18 protein-coding genes and 1 pseudogene are annotated in these 16,832 nt (G+C 39.1%); 4 read left to right on the top strand and 15 right to left on the bottom strand.

What is annotated here, in order from left to right; translation table 11 throughout:
• Nucleotides 1-9: 9 nt before the first annotated feature.
• From GM920_RS03930 to GM920_RS03920, 3 genes are all read right to left on the bottom strand, one after another.
• Nucleotides 10-783 (bottom strand): leucyl/phenylalanyl-tRNA--protein transferase, encoded by a 774-nt coding sequence (locus tag GM920_RS03930; protein ID WP_235964425.1) that lies wholly within the window; start codon nucleotides 781-783, stop codon nucleotides 10-12.
• Between the two features lie 124 nt (nucleotides 784-907).
• A complete protein-coding gene (locus GM920_RS03925; protein WP_182953596.1) occupies nucleotides 908-1,897 on the bottom strand; it encodes a hypothetical protein in 990 nt (329 codons plus the stop codon).
• 34 nt (nucleotides 1,898-1,931) lie between these two features.
• Entirely contained in the window at nucleotides 1,932-3,149 is a 1,218-nt protein-coding gene (locus GM920_RS03920; RefSeq protein ID WP_235964424.1) for an MBOAT family O-acyltransferase, read from the bottom strand.
• A gap of 752 nt (nucleotides 3,150-3,901) precedes the next feature.
• Between GM920_RS03920 and GM920_RS23670 the strand changes: the two genes are divergently transcribed.
• Nucleotides 3,902-4,099, top strand: a complete 198-nt coding sequence (locus GM920_RS23670) for a hypothetical protein (RefSeq protein ID WP_235964481.1) — start codon at nucleotides 3,902-3,904, stop codon at nucleotides 4,097-4,099.
• Nucleotides 4,100-4,116: 17 nt separating this feature from the next.
• Here GM920_RS23670 and GM920_RS23665 read toward each other — a convergent pair.
• Nucleotides 4,117-4,323 (bottom strand): annotated as a pseudogene (locus GM920_RS23665) (DUF3667 domain-containing protein); the annotation flags it as partial.
• A 341-nt stretch (nucleotides 4,324-4,664) separates the two neighbouring features.
• On the opposite strand from GM920_RS23665, the gene GM920_RS03910 reads away from it, so the two are divergent.
• The 3 genes from GM920_RS03910 (at nucleotide 4,665) to GM920_RS03900 (ending at nucleotide 8,241) form a co-directional block, all read left to right on the top strand.
• Nucleotides 4,665-5,426 carry a response regulator transcription factor gene (locus tag GM920_RS03910; protein ID WP_182953591.1) on the top strand — a complete coding sequence of 254 codons (762 nt, stop codon included), beginning with the start codon at nucleotides 4,665-4,667 and terminating at the stop codon, nucleotides 5,424-5,426.
• Between the two features lie 134 nt (nucleotides 5,427-5,560).
• Entirely contained in the window at nucleotides 5,561-6,553 is a 993-nt protein-coding gene (locus GM920_RS03905; RefSeq protein ID WP_182953589.1) for a 2-hydroxyacid dehydrogenase, read from the top strand.
• Between the two features lie 152 nt (nucleotides 6,554-6,705).
• Nucleotides 6,706-8,241, top strand: a complete 1,536-nt coding sequence (locus tag GM920_RS03900) for an alpha/beta hydrolase-fold protein (protein WP_182953587.1) — start codon at nucleotides 6,706-6,708, stop codon at nucleotides 8,239-8,241.
• A 14-nt stretch (nucleotides 8,242-8,255) separates the two neighbouring features.
• Here the strand turns inward: GM920_RS03900 and GM920_RS03895 are convergent, their stop codons facing one another.
• From GM920_RS03895 to GM920_RS03845, 11 genes are all read right to left on the bottom strand, one after another.
• Entirely contained in the window at nucleotides 8,256-8,921 is a 666-nt protein-coding gene (locus GM920_RS03895; protein WP_182953586.1) for a DUF6629 family protein, read from the bottom strand.
• Between the two features lie 88 nt (nucleotides 8,922-9,009).
• Nucleotides 9,010-9,957 (bottom strand): bifunctional molybdenum cofactor biosynthesis protein MoaC/MoaB, encoded by a 948-nt coding sequence (gene moaCB / locus GM920_RS03890; RefSeq protein ID WP_235964423.1) that lies wholly within the window; start codon nucleotides 9,955-9,957, stop codon nucleotides 9,010-9,012.
• Entirely contained in the window at nucleotides 9,920-10,363 is a 444-nt protein-coding gene (locus GM920_RS03885) for a molybdenum cofactor biosynthesis protein MoaE (protein WP_182953584.1), read from the bottom strand. Before GM920_RS03885 ends, moaCB begins: the two co-directional genes overlap by 38 nt.
• A complete protein-coding gene (locus tag GM920_RS03880) occupies nucleotides 10,360-11,469 on the bottom strand; it encodes a HesA/MoeB/ThiF family protein (RefSeq protein ID WP_182953582.1) in 1,110 nt (369 codons plus the stop codon). Before GM920_RS03880 ends, GM920_RS03885 begins: the two co-directional genes overlap by 4 nt.
• A gap of 5 nt (nucleotides 11,470-11,474) precedes the next feature.
• Nucleotides 11,475-11,708 (bottom strand): MoaD/ThiS family protein, encoded by a 234-nt coding sequence (locus GM920_RS03875; RefSeq protein ID WP_182953580.1) that lies wholly within the window; start codon nucleotides 11,706-11,708, stop codon nucleotides 11,475-11,477.
• 4 nt (nucleotides 11,709-11,712) lie between these two features.
• A complete protein-coding gene (locus tag GM920_RS03870) occupies nucleotides 11,713-12,207 on the bottom strand; it encodes a molybdopterin-binding protein (protein WP_182953578.1) in 495 nt (164 codons plus the stop codon).
• A 1-nt stretch (nucleotide 12,208) separates the two neighbouring features.
• A complete protein-coding gene (locus GM920_RS03865; protein ID WP_182953576.1) occupies nucleotides 12,209-12,949 on the bottom strand; it encodes a sulfite exporter TauE/SafE family protein in 741 nt (246 codons plus the stop codon).
• A 4-nt stretch (nucleotides 12,950-12,953) separates the two neighbouring features.
• Nucleotides 12,954-14,132 carry a molybdopterin molybdotransferase MoeA gene (locus tag GM920_RS03860; RefSeq protein WP_182953575.1) on the bottom strand — a complete coding sequence of 393 codons (1,179 nt, stop codon included), beginning with the start codon at nucleotides 14,130-14,132 and terminating at the stop codon, nucleotides 12,954-12,956.
• Nucleotides 14,133-14,141: 9 nt separating this feature from the next.
• Nucleotides 14,142-15,122 (bottom strand): GTP 3',8-cyclase MoaA, encoded by a 981-nt coding sequence (gene moaA / locus GM920_RS03855; protein WP_182953573.1) that lies wholly within the window; start codon nucleotides 15,120-15,122, stop codon nucleotides 14,142-14,144.
• The gene (locus tag GM920_RS03850; protein ID WP_182953571.1) at nucleotides 15,119-15,709 is read right to left on the bottom strand and encodes a nucleotidyltransferase family protein; all 591 of its coding nucleotides are present in this window, start codon (nucleotides 15,707-15,709) and stop codon (nucleotides 15,119-15,121) included. Before GM920_RS03850 ends, moaA begins: the two co-directional genes overlap by 4 nt.
• On the bottom strand, nucleotides 15,706-16,824 hold the full coding sequence (locus GM920_RS03845) for an XdhC family protein (protein WP_182953570.1): 1,119 nt from the start codon (nucleotides 16,822-16,824) through the stop codon (nucleotides 15,706-15,708). Before GM920_RS03845 ends, GM920_RS03850 begins: the two co-directional genes overlap by 4 nt.
• Nucleotides 16,825-16,832 lie beyond the last annotated feature (8 nt).

Genomic DNA, 16,832 nt, shown 5'->3' with positions numbered 1-16,832 from the left:
TTGAATTGGCTATATGACAAGATCTGGAACTCCTGGACTAAAGGTTACAGGGGCTGTAATCGCCGAGATCAGTTCCTGTCTAAAATCATTTTTTGTGACATTAACTGCTCCAAATTGTGCAAACCAACTATCAGCATCGCCGGTGAGGTGCAGTTTAAATCCATCTTCTTTAAGTTTGGTTAACAGATAACAAAAAGCAACTTTACTCGCGTTATCCACAGTTCTAAAGAGGCTTAAAGTTATAAAATAACCATTTAAAGCGACTCCGAAAACACCACCTACAAGCGCTCCATTTTGATAGGTTTCAAAGCTATGGGCAATTCCCATTTTATGGAGCTCCAGCATCACTTTAATGTATTCATCGGTTATCCAGGTGTTGCCTTTATTCCCCCTTGATTTCGAGCAATTGATTACGGTTTGTTCAAAATTAGTATTCATCTTGATTTCAAATCGTTTGTCTAATTCTTGCAGCCTGTTTTTTTTTAAGCAACGCATTACATCATTCCTTATTTTAAAATCAGCAACGGGGATAATTGCTCTGGGATCGGGATCATACCAAACAAATATTTTATTATTATCTACTTTCGGCATAGGGAAAGTACCTTGTAAAAAAGCCTGGATCATTATATATGGGCTTAGTTTAACTTGTGCGGAAGTCCATAATAAAGCTTCTTCCTGACTTCCAGATACCTTTACCAAACCAGAATGAAAGAACTGTTGCAGTGATCTTTTTGTTGGAGCCTTAAAACTTGCAGGAACTATGGCAGATAGTATTAGTGGCAAAAATCCCATATTTTATAATATTTTAAATGAACAATAAACTGCTAATAAATTTAAACATTTCGTTTAAAAAAAAACACGCTAAAATGTGTTTTTACGGTTGTGTAAACCCTGTTGAGACTCCAGCTTAAAGATTGAGTTTCGCAAATTCAGTTTTCTTTAGATCTGGATCGGTTTTCGTGGCATTTAATAAGGCAGGGAGCTCGAAGCTAATTTGTTTCGCCACCTGGGTATGTCCGTAACAAGACCAATGGCCATCATTGGCATTTAAGGCCCAATCTCTATCATCCTTTTCTGAATTTAATACAATATGTTTGATGTGGTATTGATTGGCCAATTTAATAATGGCCGGTTCAGTTCCTGGATGAAAAACTAGGGTTACTTTGTCCATATCATAATTTTCAATGCAGTAGGCAAACAATTTATTGACAAGGGTATCATCGAATTCGGGCTTTATTTTAACGAACTTTTCTGTGGTTCCTTTGTGATCTTCTTTGTTTTTTGCGTCCACAAATAATGGAAATCTTAAGTATAAATAATAGGCGAGTTTAATGTTGTAAAGTATTTTTTTTACACCTGGACTTTTGAGATTCCCATGGAGAATGGTTTTATTACTTAAATCAATTTGCACCCGATCCGTATATCGTTGATTGAGGGAGGAACTCTCCGGAAAATCATTGGTACTTACATAAATGAGGTGCATCTTGGGTTGGATCGTAGAGTCTAGTAATTTACTGATTTGCATGGCTTCAATAAAGGTGACACCAGACCTTCCTGCTTCGAAAAAACTATAATCTTTAAATCTGGATTTAAGTTTATTTCCTTGATTACAAGTGATTGGATTCATGATGTTTTCAATATAGGAATCACCAATAATAGAGAGCACGGTGTCTTTGCTGGTATCGGATGTGCCAAGCCAACCATATTTGTTCACGACCCATTTGGTTTTTGCTTTCGTATAGTATCCAGTCTGGCCGGGTACGTATCGCTGTATCCCTGTATTGTCAACATACAATCTTGGAATATCCGGGACAAGCTTGTACATTCTAATGATGAGCTCACCGGCAACTCCAATCACAAATGTAAATACGAATAATCTGATCAAGAATTTTTTCATAATTATGTGCCTTTTTATTTGGTGATGATGCTAGTTAAAATTGGAAATATATAAAGGTTTGAGCTTCTCCTTGATAAATAAACATGAGCAGTATCAGGGAGAAATAGAAGGACCATCTCAGTGGTACTGGTAGTTTAGTGATATTACTTAAAGAGAATTGGCCTGCTCTGCCAATCCATTCTACGGTCAGAAATCCCAAAACAAGGAAGGAAATGACGATCATAGATTCGGAGAAATCAGGTTTTACAAACAAGGAGGGGGATAATATGCCCTTGATGTATTGTATCGCGTCGGATACACTTTTAGCTCTGAAAAATATCCATGCCAATACTGTTAAGCTAAAGGTGAGTGCAATTTTCAGAAAATCACGGAGGCCTGGTAGGTATTTGCCTTCTGCCACAATATTCAAATTATCTCTATTGGTATTAAAAAGGATAGATGGCATAATGAACAATGCATTTAATGCTCCCCAAATAATAAATGTCCAGTTGGCACCATGCCAAAAGCCACTGACAATAAAAATAATAAAGGTGTTCCTGACTTTCTTCCAGAGGCCACCTTTACTTCCGCCTAATGGAATGTATAAGTAATCACGAAACCAAGTGGATAGGGAGATGTGCCATCGCCTCCAGAACTCGGCGATGTCACGAGAAAAATAGGGAAAAGAGAAGTTCTTTAAGAGTTCAATTCCAAAGAGTCGGGCTGTCCCTAGTGCGATGTCAGAATAGCCGGAAAAGTCTCCGTAAATCTGAAAAGCAAAGAACACTGCTCCTAAAACCAGCATGCTTCCTGGCTGACCGACAGGGTTGTCAAATACCCTATTGGCGATATCAGCACAGTTATCTGCAATGACTATTTTCTTAAAGAGTCCCCATAAAATCTGGCGTAGACCGTCAATTGCATTGGTGTAATTAAACTGTCTTTTGCGCTGTATTTGTGGCAACAGGTGGGTTGCTCGCTCTATTGGACCAGCAACGAGAAGCGGAAAGAAACTAACGAATACGCCGTAGTCGATAAAATTCCTTTCGGGTTGGATTTTACCCTTGTATATATCTATTACATAAGATAAACCATGGAAGGTATAAAAGGAAATTCCAACAGGGAGTATGATATTTAATGTGGATGGATTTACTTGAAGGCCTACATTCCCCAGGGCTTCTGCAAATGAGCTTGCAAAGAAATTATAATATTTAAACACGGCAAGGAATCCCAGGTTGATGCAAACACTTAACCAGAACCAGAATTTTTTCATCTTTTGGCTTTTGGATTCAAACATTTTTATTCCGGTAAAGTAGTCCAAAAGAGTAGAAAAGATTAATAGAAACATAAAGCGCCAGTCCCAACAGGCGTAAAAAAAATAACTCGTTGAAAGCAATAAGATATTCTGGAATTTTAAACTTTTATTGGCGACAAACCAATAGAAGAAAAAAACTATGGGTAAGAATAGTGCGAAGTTAAGAGAATTGAAAAGCATGGGCCTGAAGATTAGAAGTATCTAAGACTCTTTTCAGGGTAGGGAATCCCAATATTATTAGAGCCTTAAACTAAAGGTATAATAAAATCAAATGATTTTAAGTAACTGTGAATCAAGTTGTCAGGTTTTACGTTTTTTAGTTTACACTTTTGTGAAACGTATGGATTAAGGAATGAGGGGGAGGTGTATTATTTTAAAAGGATTGTTCGTACTTTGATCACTGTATAAATCCCCAAATGAATCCAAATATTACTTGCAATAGTGTATAGGAGAGAATTACTAAAATGCTCCTGAAAATCAGTGCTTTTTTACTATAACCATAGCACGAGTAAAATTGAGCGTAGAACCAAATTCCGTATATGAATATAGCAGGGGTTATTACATATAAGTAAAGAAATATAAGTGTGTTGGTATTTGTAAACACGATCGCAAAAACAGCAAAGAAAAGCCCAATAATTAGTTCTGAAGCAGTTTTGTAAGAATTCAAAACCAAATTTTCTGAATAGTTTAGCTTTGCTTTTTTAAACCAAATGAAGCTAAATAGTGAATTAATAGGTATGGTAATCACCAGTAATACTTTTGGATATTTTGTAGCAAATTCTTCGAAAGAGTTCATTGCACGTTCAGCGCTAGGAGACATCAGGTCTGACAGTTTGAAGTGTACATATGGGTTTAACAGACTAGAAACCGTTAGGATTAAAAGTATGAGCGTGACGAAATTAAAATAGTTAGCCCTTTTACCTTGGGTAAACTCACGAACACTATGGCCAGGTCTTGTAAAAAGCTCTTTTATGGTAAAAAGAATTCCTTTATCAACATGCCATACTCCATGTATAAAATCATGTTCAAGGAAGTGTTTAATTGAATATCGGTGAGTACTTGATTTTTGTCCACATTTTTGACAATAATGATCAATTACTTGTTGACTACAATTTAGACAATTATGCTCCATAGATAAGGCTAGATTTATTATTTATTTACTTTTTTTCCTTTTACAAGGACGAAGATCATAAAGAGAAAACATAGGGAATAAATAATTCCCATGCCCATATGTTTAAAGGTTAAGTTTTCGAAATCTATTTGTTTATAGGTGGCGGTCCCTAAAATAATGGTTAAAATCCAAAAGGGTATCGAGTCTAAATTCGTCTTGTTTTTCATGGTTCTACTTTTAAAGAAAATGTAATGGTTTAAATCTTCTCTTAACCATACGATCATTATTCCCGTAAAATTGGGTACAAAAATTTTTTCAAAACCTACACTAAAGTGTAGATTTGCTTTAAGCCATTGCTCGTAATGAAAAATAAAATAAATTCAAGTCTGCTAACCAAGAATAGGGTAGGTAAAATATCAGAAGCGGATCATTTTCAACAGCAACAATATCTTGAAGTTGTTCAATCTTTTGCAAGGTTAACGTATGAGAGTATTTATGTTATTGATTATGAAAAGATGGCGTTTGAATATGTTTCAGACAATCCCTTATTTTTATGTGGACATACTTCTGAGGAGGTTTTAAATATGGGCTATGATTTCTACTTCAAAAATGTCCCGGAAGATGATTTACAATTGTTAAATCTGATTAATGAAGCAGGATTTGATTTCTTTGAAAAATTACCTGGGAATACAAAGAAAATGTATAGTATAACTTATGATTTTCATTTGGTTAACGAGGATGGTAAACATATTCTAATCAATCATAAGCTTACGCCATTGTTTTTGACGAGTGATAAAAAACTTTGGAAAGCGATGTGCATTGTTTCTATTTCGCACCATAAAAATGCAGGTAACATCTGTATTCATAAACAAGGCACTAATGATGTCTGGGAATTAAATATTAAGCATATGGTTTGGCGCAAAATTGAAAAGCCAAAACTCAGCAAAAGAGAGCTAGAAATATTACGATTGCACGCACAAGGATTAACAATTAACCAAATTGCAGAAAAGATATTTGTCGCTCCTGATACTGTGAAGTATTACAGGAGGCGTATTTTTGATCGTTTAGGCGTTAGTAACATAGTTGAAGCACTTTCTTATGCCGTTCACAACAAAATTATTTAATTCTGATGACTGTCTATTTCAAAATAATTATCTTCTCTAGGCATTTGTTTTGAATCCTGTGGCAAAAATAATAGCTATCTTATCGGCAACAATAGTCAGGATCTCACAGAGATCGTTTTAACAAATTCAGATTTATGAAAATTGCAGTTTTTAGTACGAGTCAATATGATGAAGATTTTTTGAGCCAGCACAACACCGGCCACCAAATCGTTTTTTTTAAAGCATCACTTTCTGAAGAATCGGCTGTTTTGGCGGCTGGGTTTGATGCGGTTTGTATTTTCGTTAACGATATCATGAACAAGCAAGTGCTGGATAAACTCTATCAATCTGGTCTTAAGTTAGTAGTGTTGCGCTGCGCTGGATTTAACAATGTTGATGTTGATTATGCGGATCAATTGAAAGTGCCGGTTTTGCGCGTACCTGCCTATTCCCCGGAAGCTGTTGCGGAGCATGCGATGGCTCTAATTTTAACGCTGAATCGAAAAACACATAAAGCATACAACCGCGTTAGAGAGGGGAATTTTTCCCTTGAAAAACTAATGGGCATAAATTTAAATCAACGGAAGGTAGCTGTTATTGGAACAGGTCATATTGGACAGGCCTTTTGTAGAATATTGAAGGGTTTTGGTTGCCATATCAAAGCCCATGATCCTTTTCCATCAGCGGAGATGCGGGAGTTGGGTGTGGAATATGGGACTCTGGATGCTACTTTGCAGGATGTTGATATTATTTCATTGCATTGCCCGCTTACTGTTGATACGCAATATTTGATTAACGCAGATCGCCTTCAAATGATTAAACCGGGTACGATGCTGATCAATACCAGTAGAGGTGGATTAGTTGATACCAAAGCCATCATTTCAGCCTTAAAATCTGGCTTAATCGGTTCCCTTGGGCTGGATGTTTATGAACAGGAATCGGGCTTCTTTTTCCATGATTTTTCTGAATTGATTATTCAGGACGAACAACTTAGTCAGTTAATCTCTTTTCCAAATGTACTGATTACCGGGCATCAAGGGTTCCTGACCCAGGAAGCCATGACGGAAATTGCCAAAGTAACTTTTGATAATATTGATGCCTTCGAGGCCGGATCCCCGTTGGTGAACCGTGTTGAAATACCGCATTAAGTCGTTGATATACTTTCTTAATCCTGAAATTTTGAGCCAATCAGATAGTTTTTTGCTGAGTTGTAACAATCAATAAGTTACCTGATCAAATCAATCTCTATCTAGTATGTAGATATGAATGATATGATCACTCTTTAAATAACTGTTTTTCAATGAAACATAAGTTTTTTAGTCTATTCATCCTTGTAGGGATACTCCTAAGTCAAGGGAATCTGGTTCAGGCACAAGATACTGTGAGGAATGTAATCGAAGTTGGAAAGCTTGACTCCTTAAATTCTATCGTATTAAAACAAAAAAGGCTGATTCAGGTATTTGTTCCTAAAGACTATAAACCTGGGAGTACCAGTAAATATGATGTGCTTTATGTCCTGGATGGCGGAAATTGGAATACAGGATTAATCTCCAGGACCCTGGGATTTCTGGAGGCAGAGCAGTACATACCTTCCACCATAATTGTAAGTGTATTAGGGATCGATCGGAACAAAGACCTTACTCCAACACATATAGACAATTGGAAGACTTCAGGCGGGGCAGAGAATTTCCTCGGCTTTATTAAAGATGAACTGATTCCTTATATCAATCAAAAATACCCTTCAAATGGTGATAATACGCTCTGGGGACACTCCTTCGGTGGATTATTTGTGGTGAATGCGCTTTTGACTGCGCCAAAAACATTTAAGTCTTATATCGCCGTAGATCCAAGTTTGTGGTGGGATAATTCTTATATACCGAGAATTGCATCTGAGAAATTATCAGCTTTGAAGGATTCAAATATTACCTTGTTTATGAGCGGAAGGGAAGGAAAGGAGGGAGAGACCATGAAGATTGATACTATGGATTTAATTCTGAAGAAGTTTGCTCCTGAAGGACTAACCTGGAAAAGTATCCGATACCCTGATGAAACGCATAGTTCTGTAAGATTTAAAAGTACTTACGATGCACTAAAATTTTCTTATGGCTGGCAGAATAATGGAATCGATTTTCATCCAATGAATGGTATTGTTTTAAAAAACAAACCGCTTACAGTATGGTATTTTGGCGATACAACAAGAGTTCGTTACACTATGGATGGCATTGACCCTACGCTGAAGTCTACAAAAATATGGTCCGAGATTGTGGTAAACGATGCAGCTAAAATTACGGTAAAGCAGTTTACCAATCGAGCAAGATACGATAAGATTAATACAGGTAATTTTATCAAAGGAAAAACCTTATCACCTGTATCAAAACAAAACAACCTGCAGCCAGGTGGTTTTCATTATGATTATTATGAAGGGGAATTCGATAAAGCCGAGGATCTTAAAGCGAAGACACCACAGAAAACAGGAATAACAAATGCTGATTTTGATGTTAATAAACTACCACGGAAAAACAACTATGCTTTAGTAATTGAGGGATTAATGGAAACAAAAGAAGAAGGTTACTATGCATTTGTTCTTGATGCGGATAAGGATTCAAAATTATACCTTAACAATCAGTTACTCATACGCTGGGAGGATGCTAACAACAATCGGAACTCTCCATACACTTATATTTTGCCATTGACCAAAGGATTTTATACGCTTCGTTTGGAGTATTTACATAAGAACGAAAAGAATAAGCTAAAACTTGGCTATTTAACACCAAGTATCATGAAGACTAAACAAGCGATCCCGATTCCTTTGAGTCTTCAATATGGACGCCAATAGCTAAGTAGAAACAATTAGGATATGGCAATAGCTTTTAAATTTTCCGAATTCATTTTTACGATGATAAAAAGGATCAGCATGCTCAATATCGACCCAAAGAAGCACCATACCGAAGTTAGATAAGTTGTATAGATGATTGCTGTGAGTACATAGGAAAGTACCAGCGCCCAGCCCAACATTCTGAGCAACTTGTGACTAGAAACAAATGGTGAAATGGCCGTAGCCAACATATAGGGAATGCCTCGGAGCAGTCTGCTCTGGAAAGGGAATCCTAGTGAATATCTGATATGGTGCTCCTCTATTCTAGCCGAGGCATGATAGTTTAATAGCGAATAGCCAAGGTATAGGGCTGAGAGTACACCTGTCCCTAATAGACCGAGCAAAATTTTCTTCCTAACAGGATCCTTCTCGAACAACAACATGGATAATGGGACCATTATGGGCCAGACAGTCTGGGCAAATGCCAGAAACAGGTACATTGCGAGCTCGCTCCAGCGGGCATATGCCGCATGGGAAAGCGCCAGCCATAAGAGCCCCTCGATCAGTTGTTGTGCGGCAAAAAGGATAGGAATGCAGGCCAATACATACTGTGACGTAGTTTTAGCCTTGACCAAGGAAATACTGCCTACCAATAGCAGACCGGCACCTGCCGTAAAACTTGCCGTAGTGGAAAAACACATCAGCCATTTCTTAATACCCGATGAAAATTCATCAGGTATTAAACAAACGATCCAGCGTAATAAAAGTTTAGCTATTTTTAAATGTTGTTTAGTGTTTCTGTCCTTTATTTACTTTAAAAAGATGCAGTATTTGTGGGAACAGTGCGTTAATATATTCTTCTACTCCCTGCTTTGATCCTGGAAAGGTAAGTACCAAAGTCTCACCAATAAATCCAGCTACACCTCTGGATAACATGGCATAAGGCATGCGCTGTTGCCCATAATTTCTTGCAGTTTCCATAATACCATCAATACGGCGTTCAATTAATGGTGAAATGGCATCAGGGGTAACATCTCTTGGAGAAAGACCCGTTCCACCGGTAAAAATCAGCAATTGATATTCGGATCCGCAGAGTTCAAGGGTTTTTGCACTGATCGCACTGGCCTCATCGGGCAAAATTTCATACTTCAGTGTTTCAATATCAAGTTTTTCCAGTAAACTAATGATGCATTTTCCTGAAGTATCCTGGCTTTTACCAGAAAAAACAGAATCAGAACAAACCACTACCGCCGCTTTTATTTCAGGAAATTGTAGCGCTTTAAAGTCCGATTTGCCACCTGATTTTTTTAATAACCTGATGTTTTGAATTTCTACTCCTTTGTCTATCGGCTTAAGCATGTCATACATGGTCAGGGCCGTAATCGAGGCACCGTGCATGGCTTCAACTTCTACACCGGTTTTGTATATGGTATGAACTTCTACTGTAATGTGGATTTCAAGGCCGTCAATAGCGTAAGTTATAGCGGTGTATTCTATGGGCAGGGGGTGACAATCGGGGATGAGGTCACTTGTTTTTTTTACCCCTAATAAGCCTGCAGCGCGGGCAAATTCGAAAACATCTCCCTTTGGTATTTTTCTTTGTTCAATAGCCTGGATTGTTTCTGGTTTTGAAACTTTAACAGTGGCCATTGCAATGGCAATTCTTAGCGTACTTGATTTATGTGTAATGTTTACCATTTTAGTTGTTCTCTTTCCATTGATGTGTGTGGTCTTCAAATATTTCTTTGCCCCAGATCGGAAGCTCTGCTTTTAACCGTTCTACGATTTCTGCGCAGGCATCAATTGCTGGCTTACGATGTGCAGAAGAGCAGAATACAAAAAGGCAGATCTCACCAGCATTGACAAGGCCAAGACTATGATGGACATGAAGACAATTTAGTGGGTATTTGTCAAAAATCTCCTCCCTGATCAAATTCATTTTTTCTAAAGCAATAGCTTCATAGGAAGTGAATTCTATAGCAGATACAAATTTGCCATCCAGCTCATCTCTTCTTACTTGCCCCATAAATATACTGTGACCGCCAATCGCTGTTTTGGAACTGTGTTTGGCAATGCTGTCTCCTATAAAAGCAGGGTCAATCTTGCCGGTTACAAATATGTTTTTTATTTTTCTCTGACTCATTTCGTAGCTTCTAAAAAGTAATTTTTCCAATTGGCAATACCTCCAATTAGACTGTAAATGTTTTTACTGGTACCATATTTTTCCTGTGCAGCTTGAGCAGCAAGAATACTACGTATGCCGTGTTGGCAAATGAATACCATATTTTCCTCTTCAATATCACTGTCCAAAAATGTTGGGAATTCAGTCATAGGTGCCTTTTTGTAGATTTGTTCATTGAGAATTGGAAGCTCATGTCGCTCTCTGACATCTACAATTATTGTGGATTGTTTTTGAAGGCTGAGCAATTGTTCCGCGTCAATTTCAGTATAACCAACTTCTAGCGCACAAAAAACGGGATCAGTCATCTTTAGAAAATCATCTTCATTTTGAGCTATTGCATAATCGTCTCCCGGACTAATGTTCATTTTGTATTGATCCTGGCTGAGCAGGTTATACTGTAAGAGTTGATTAATTAAGGGCCGGCCAATTCCGGTAATTAGCTTGATGGTTTCCGCTGCAGCCATCGTGCCAATAATTCCTGGCAACACACCCAAAACGCCATTTTCAGCGCAACCTGCAATTTCTCCCGGCTGAGGAGGTATAGGGAAAATATCCCTATAATTACAGCGCTGACCTTGTTTGTCAGCAACATTAAATATGGCCAATTGCCCTTCAAATCCGGATACGGCAGCAAATATTAGTGGTTTCCCAAGTAAGACACAAGCGTCGTTAATGAGATATCTGGATTCAAAATTATCGGTTCCATCCAATACATAATCATAGTCTTTTAATAAAGCAATGATATGCGCTCTTTCAAGACGTACAGGATGGGAAATGATTTCAATCTCCGGGTTCATCTTTTCAAGTCTTTTTTTTGCAATCCGGACTTTCGGTTTGTCTATGTCCTCAGTATTAAAAAGAACCTGACGATGAAGATTAGATAGCGCAACCGTATCATCATCTGCAATCCCAATACATCCAACCCCAGCTGCAGCAAGATATTGCAGGGCTGGACAGCCAATTCCTCCAGCGCCAATCACCAGAACCCTGGCTTTTGATAATAAAAGTTGGGCAGTTTCCCCAAAACCATGGAGAATAACTTGCCTGTGGTATCTTTCTGTTGCCATTCTTTTTAACCTCCGGAAAAAGGGGGCATAATTGCGACCAGATCATTCCCTGAAATTTGGGTATTCTGCTGAATAAGATTTTCATTTAAGGCCAGCTTATATTTCATCTGACTAATCTCGGGGAAAGTCTTTTCCAGGTATATTTTTAAGGCATCTGTATCACTGATACCAGTAATGTCTACTCTCTGGTTCTTTATAAATTCGGATATCTTTCCAAAACTGATGATGTCAATTTCCATAATACTAATTTAACCTTAAAATGCTGATTTTGCTCAGTCCTTTTACGAATCTTCTACCTGTTGCCTGGTCTGTAGTCACAATCATCGCAATATTCCCATTTTCTTTTTTTGTCGGATCGACATCAAAACTGCTTAGAATCAAGACGCTGTCATTCTTAGAATTGAAGACCTCATTCCAGGAAAGGACAACTTTGTAATTATCGGTAGCGGTACAAACAAGGTAATACTCGCTCAGTTCTTTTGGGTGACCAGCAGTAATTTCTACACCAGCCAATACATCTTTCAATAGTGCCGCTTTTATGTTTTTAACACTACTTTTTCTTTGCATCAGGTGGTTGTAAATGGTCAGACTATCAAGACTGATCATTTTATGTTGCTGGATTGCATCCAGACTGATGGTGAGTGTTTTTTTTACTTGACCATCAACAATAAACTGCTTGCTTTCCTGCGCATTGGCAGACAAGCAGAAAAACAATAAAAAGGGAACCAGGTATTTCATATTAAGCATGGGTAAATATTAACTTATAAGCAGCTAAGGCAAGGACGCCAGCCAGTACATTTTTTAAAACATTTTGTGGGAATTTTAAAGCACCGAAATAGGCACCACATATTCCTCCAGCAAAAGCAACCCCTACATAGGCCAACATAGCACTGTTAAATTCAAAACCTTTGATCAGTTGACCACCCAGACCAGCAACAGAGTTTACAAAAATAAAGGCAGCACTGATGGCAGCGGTTTGCTTCTGATCGGTCCATTTTAGCAGCAGCAAAATGGGAGAGAGGATGATGCCACCACCAATACCAATCATGCCAGAGAGGAGTCCAATAACACCGCCAATGAGTAGAGAAAGCGGAATATTTGAAGGCTTGAAATCTTTAGGGTCTGTGTTCTTAAAAAAGAGAAAACGGATCACTGGAATCAGTAATAAAATACCCAGAATTTTTTTGTAGATAGAACTCTCAATCGCCATCATTCCCCCTACAAAAGACAGTGGGATCGAGGAGAGTGCAAATGGCCAGAATGTTTTCCATTTGAAATAACCGCCTCTGTAAAACTGAATAAATGAGGTGGAGGATACAAATAGATTTAAAAGTAAGGCCGTCGGTTTCATAATTGTTGGTGAGACGGCAAAAATGGCCATGAGTGCTAAATAACCGCTAGCTCCTCCATGTCCTACAGAGGCATATAAAAAGGCTACTATAAATAGTAAGCCGTAAAAAAGGATAAAGTTTTCTTCCATAAAATTATTGGGGTAGCATCATTATAGTTACGGTTTCACCAGTCAGGAATTCTTCCTTAGCTTCCTCCAGGCAAATGAGACAGTTTGCCAGCGCAAAGGAACTGAGGCGAAAAGATTCTTGTGCATTTAGTGGACTTACCTGCCCATTTTCATAGCTTCCCTTCAGGAAATGGCTCAGACCGGCTGGTTTTTGATAAGCTTTAGTCAGTTTTGCCTGGATATAGCTTACACTGTCTGCTTGCTGCGACAACTGCTTAATTCCAGGAAGTACGTAATTGTAATAGCAACTCAAAACTGAGGAAGGATTTCCGGGTAAACCAAAGATCAGTTTAGGTCCTTTTTTACCAAAAAACAAGGGTTTTCCAGGCTTCTGTTTTACCTTGTGGAACACCTGTTTTATCGCACAATTTCTGGATGCTTCCAAAACAAAATCGTAATCTCCAACACTGACGCCGCCGGTAAGTAACACCACATCACTAATTTGAAGTGCTTCCTCCAATACTTGAGTCAACACCGTTAATTCATCATCTGCCTGAAAAATATTTATTGGCGTGATGCCTTCTATTTTTAATGCCGAAGAAAGAGAATAGGAGTTGGATTCATACACCTGGCCAAAACCAAGCGCAAGTCCGGGTTGCTGTAACTCTTTTCCGGTGACAATGATCGAGATTCTTGGCAATGGAAAAACCTGCAAATGGAGGATGCCAATTCCAGCAAGAAATCCTACTGCGGCAGGGCTCAACAAGGTTCCTTTTTTCATTGCCAATTCACCGGATCTGATTTCCGCACCCTGATCACGGACATTGGTTCCAGGTTGCATGTGTTCGCCTTGAAACCGGATTTTGCCATTGCTTAAAGTTACTTTTTCCTGCATCACCACCGTATCTGCAGCAACAGGTAATGGAGCGCCAGTAAATATCCGACTGGCTTCTCCTTCTTTTAAGGTAAATGACTGATCTGTTCCTGCAGCCATTTCTCCGGCCAGAATAAGTTCCTTTCCCAGGTCAGTAAATCTAAAGGCATAACCGTCCATGGATGACTGTTTGAAGGCTGGTATATCGCAACCTGCATAAATATCTTGTGCTAGAATTAATCCGGATGCTTTATCTAAGCTAACCAAGGTAGGATCTAATGGGCTAATGTGGCTTGAAATGAGTGTTTTTGCTGCTGTGACTGTAATCATGTTAAAGACTTATCCTCCTATGGTAATCATGCTTCTGTTGTGAATTGCAGCAGCATCTAGTTTTTCAAAATGGGTATTTAATTGTCCGCCGAGTTCCTTCTTCTTAGCCCATATAGAAGCTTGAATCAAGGGGAGTATATCTTCATTATTTCTGAGTGCACTCAGTAAATCGGTCTCCCCGTCACTAAAAAGACAGTTTTTAAGTTTCCCATCTGCTGTCAAACGCATCCTGTTACAAGTACTGCAAAAAGGAGCTGTCATCGTGCTGATCACGGCAAAAGAGCCCTCATGGCCTGGAATCATAAAATGTTTAGCCGTGTCATGAACTTCCCCTTTAACGGGCATGTAGGCGAAATCTTTAGCGATGCTGGCCAGGATTTCATCGAGAGAAAACATTTTGTTACTGGTCCATTTGTTCCCGCTAAAAGGCATGAATTCTATGAATCGGATCTGAATCGGGTGATGTTTTGTCCAGCGTATAAAATCTTTAATCTCCTCGTCATTGAGGCCTTTCATCACTACCATATTGATTTTTACGGTAAGCTTATGCTGTAAAAGCAGTTCTATGTTGCTGCGGACCTGATGAAAAAGATCTCTCCGGGTAATGAGCAGGAATTTTTCAGGTTGTAGCGTATCCAGACTGATGTTTACCGTTTTTATGCCAGCTTCTAATAGCGTGGGCAGCATTTCTGCAATCCGTGTTCCATTGGTGGTGATGACCAATTCTACCGGAAGCTGACCTAATGCCAGGATAATCTCCGCGGCATCCTTACGTACCAGCGGTTCTCCACCCGTTAACCGAATTTTTTTAACGCCCTGCCCGACGAATATTTTCGCAAGTTGAACAATCTCATCCGTTTGCATCAACCTCGATGCAGGAGTAAAGTCGTATTCTTCTTCCGGCATGCAATAAAAACAGCGGAAATTGCAGTTATCGGTAAGCGATATCCGCAGGTAATCATGTACTCGTCCAAAAGAATCCGCTATCATCGCTGAAGTTTTAAGTTGTTATAATCTGATTCCGTGTCAATATCGATATAACCAAGTTCAAAAACCAGGCTACTGCTATCTTCGGGATATTGTTTCAAAAGCTGTTTTGCTCCTTGATTTCCATGGAGTGACAAAAGCTGAGGAAAGTACTTTTTACGAAACAGGACGGGTGTACCCGAAGTTTGGGCATAGCTGCATGAGACGATTCCTTTCCGGCTCTCTTGTTGTCTTTTGATTAGGTTCTCTATGATTTCTGAACTGATAAAAGGCTGATCTGATACTGAAATGATCACTTGATCTAAATCTTTAGTATGGGCTAAAGCCGCAGACATTCCAACTGCAATGCTGGATGACATACCTTTTTCCCAATTGTAATTGACCACATAAGTAGGCCCATTAAGTCTATGTGCTGCTGAAATCTCCTTGGCATATGCACCAAGAACGATGATAATGGGATTACAGGACGATTGAATTGCTGCTTTGCTCACAATTTCCAGCAGGCTTTCTCCTTGATAGTGTAGCAATTGCTTTGGTTTTCCCAATCGACTGGAGTTGCCTGCTGCCAATATGATGATTCCAGTTTTCATAACTCGATTTTCTTTTCCTGATGGTGAATTGGACTACTTTTCGCTTTCAGGGAACTTGCAGAAGCTCCTGAAAAAACAGCTTTAATCTCTGCAAGGATAGAGATGGCGATTTCTTCTGCCGTTTCTGCACCAATATCAAGGCCTACAGGACCATGAACCCTTAATTGGTTAACGCTGATGTTGCGATCTAACTCATCGAGCATCCGGATCAGTTTCTTTTTAGGTCCTAGACTCCCAATATATGGGGTATTTGTATCTAAAAGTATGTTGAGTAAGGCGAGGTCATAATTGTAATTGTGTGTCATCAGCACAAATGCCGTTTGTTCATCTATATTTATCTGAGATAAAACCTGTTCTGGTTTAGCAATGATGACACGTGTTGCGTTTGGAAAGCGTAAACTTGAGGCATGAGTAGGTCTTCCATCTACCACCATAACTTCCCAGCCCAGTAAATAAGCCATTTCTGACAAAGGTTGAGCATCATTTCCTGCCCCGGCAATGACCAGGGAGATAGCCGGCCGGATGAATTCAAAAAAGACATCGATAGGAGATGCTCCTTGCTCATCATGTTTAAATGATGATGTTTTCTGTTGTAAAGCAAGCCCGGCACCTTCGATCAGCGCTTTATTTAAAGTACCAGAAATGCGGGACTTTATATTTCCGGCTCGGTATAGCATACTACTACCTGGTTGATTCTTTTCTGTCAATGAAAATAAGGTAACTATCACTGCATCTTCCCGTACAGCGATTAACGCTTCTAAAAGTGCGATGGGGTTCAGCGGATCCTGATCTTTTATGGGTTCAAAAAGAATATGGACAATGCCATTGCAACCCAGCTGAACGCCAATTTTTGCATCTTCTTCATCGGTAGTATCGTAAGTAATCAGTTTGTTTTCTTGTTGTACGATAGCCGAGAGTGCTTTTCTTAGGGCGTCTCCTTCCAAACATCCGCCACTGATGGCACCCGTTAGCTGACCATCTTCAGTGATCAGCATCCTGGCACCTGGTCGGCGATAGGAAGATCCTTCCACCTTAACAACAGTAGCCAGCGCAGTTTTCTGCTGCGCTTTTACTGCCTTTTTGTAAGCTTTAAGTATGTCGCTGATTTCTTTCATGGGGATAT

Source organism: Pedobacter gandavensis, assembly GCF_014172405.1.
Taxonomy (GTDB): Bacteria; Bacteroidota; Bacteroidia; order Sphingobacteriales; family Sphingobacteriaceae; genus Pedobacter; species Pedobacter gandavensis.
Note: the sequence above shows the minus strand (reverse complement) of the source record. Positions and strands in the feature narration are given on the sequence as shown.

What these genes read in the sequence shown, in the direction of transcription:
- GM920_RS03870 (WP_182953578.1), bottom strand. Translation starts at nt 12,207, where the DNA reads ATGAAATACCTGGTTCCCTTTTTATTGTTTTTCTGCTTGTCTGCCAAT.
- GM920_RS03875 (WP_182953580.1), bottom strand. Translation starts at nt 11,708, where the DNA reads ATGGAAATTGACATCATCAGTTTTGGAAAGATATCCGAATTTATAAAG.
- GM920_RS03885 (WP_182953584.1), bottom strand. Translation starts at nt 10,363, where the DNA reads ATGAGTCAGAGAAAAATAAAAAACATATTTGTAACCGGCAAGATTGAC.
- GM920_RS03895 (WP_182953586.1), bottom strand. Translation starts at nt 8,921, where the DNA reads ATGTGTTTTTCCACTACGGCAAGTTTTACGGCAGGTGCCGGTCTGCTA.
- GM920_RS03925 (WP_182953596.1), bottom strand. Translation starts at nt 1,897, where the DNA reads ATGAAAAAATTCTTGATCAGATTATTCGTATTTACATTTGTGATTGGA.
- GM920_RS23670 (WP_235964481.1), top strand. Translation starts at nt 3,902, where the DNA reads ATGAAGCTAAATAGTGAATTAATAGGTATGGTAATCACCAGTAATACT.
- moaA (WP_182953573.1), bottom strand. Translation starts at nt 15,122, where the DNA reads ATGATAGCGGATTCTTTTGGACGAGTACATGATTACCTGCGGATATCG.
- GM920_RS03860 (WP_182953575.1), bottom strand. Translation starts at nt 14,132, where the DNA reads ATGATTACAGTCACAGCAGCAAAAACACTCATTTCAAGCCACATTAGC.
- GM920_RS03910 (WP_182953591.1), top strand. Translation starts at nt 4,665, where the DNA reads ATGAAAAATAAAATAAATTCAAGTCTGCTAACCAAGAATAGGGTAGGT.
- GM920_RS03905 (WP_182953589.1), top strand. Translation starts at nt 5,561, where the DNA reads ATGAAAATTGCAGTTTTTAGTACGAGTCAATATGATGAAGATTTTTTG.
- GM920_RS03900 (WP_182953587.1), top strand. Translation starts at nt 6,706, where the DNA reads ATGAAACATAAGTTTTTTAGTCTATTCATCCTTGTAGGGATACTCCTA.
- GM920_RS03865 (WP_182953576.1), bottom strand. Translation starts at nt 12,949, where the DNA reads ATGGAAGAAAACTTTATCCTTTTTTACGGCTTACTATTTATAGTAGCC.
- GM920_RS03845 (WP_182953570.1), bottom strand. Translation starts at nt 16,824, where the DNA reads ATGAAAGAAATCAGCGACATACTTAAAGCTTACAAAAAGGCAGTAAAA.
- GM920_RS03850 (WP_182953571.1), bottom strand. Translation starts at nt 15,709, where the DNA reads ATGAAAACTGGAATCATCATATTGGCAGCAGGCAACTCCAGTCGATTG.
- GM920_RS03880 (WP_182953582.1), bottom strand. Translation starts at nt 11,469, where the DNA reads ATGGCAACAGAAAGATACCACAGGCAAGTTATTCTCCATGGTTTTGGG.
- GM920_RS03920 (WP_235964424.1), bottom strand. Translation starts at nt 3,149, where the DNA reads ATGAAAAAATTCTGGTTCTGGTTAAGTGTTTGCATCAACCTGGGATTC.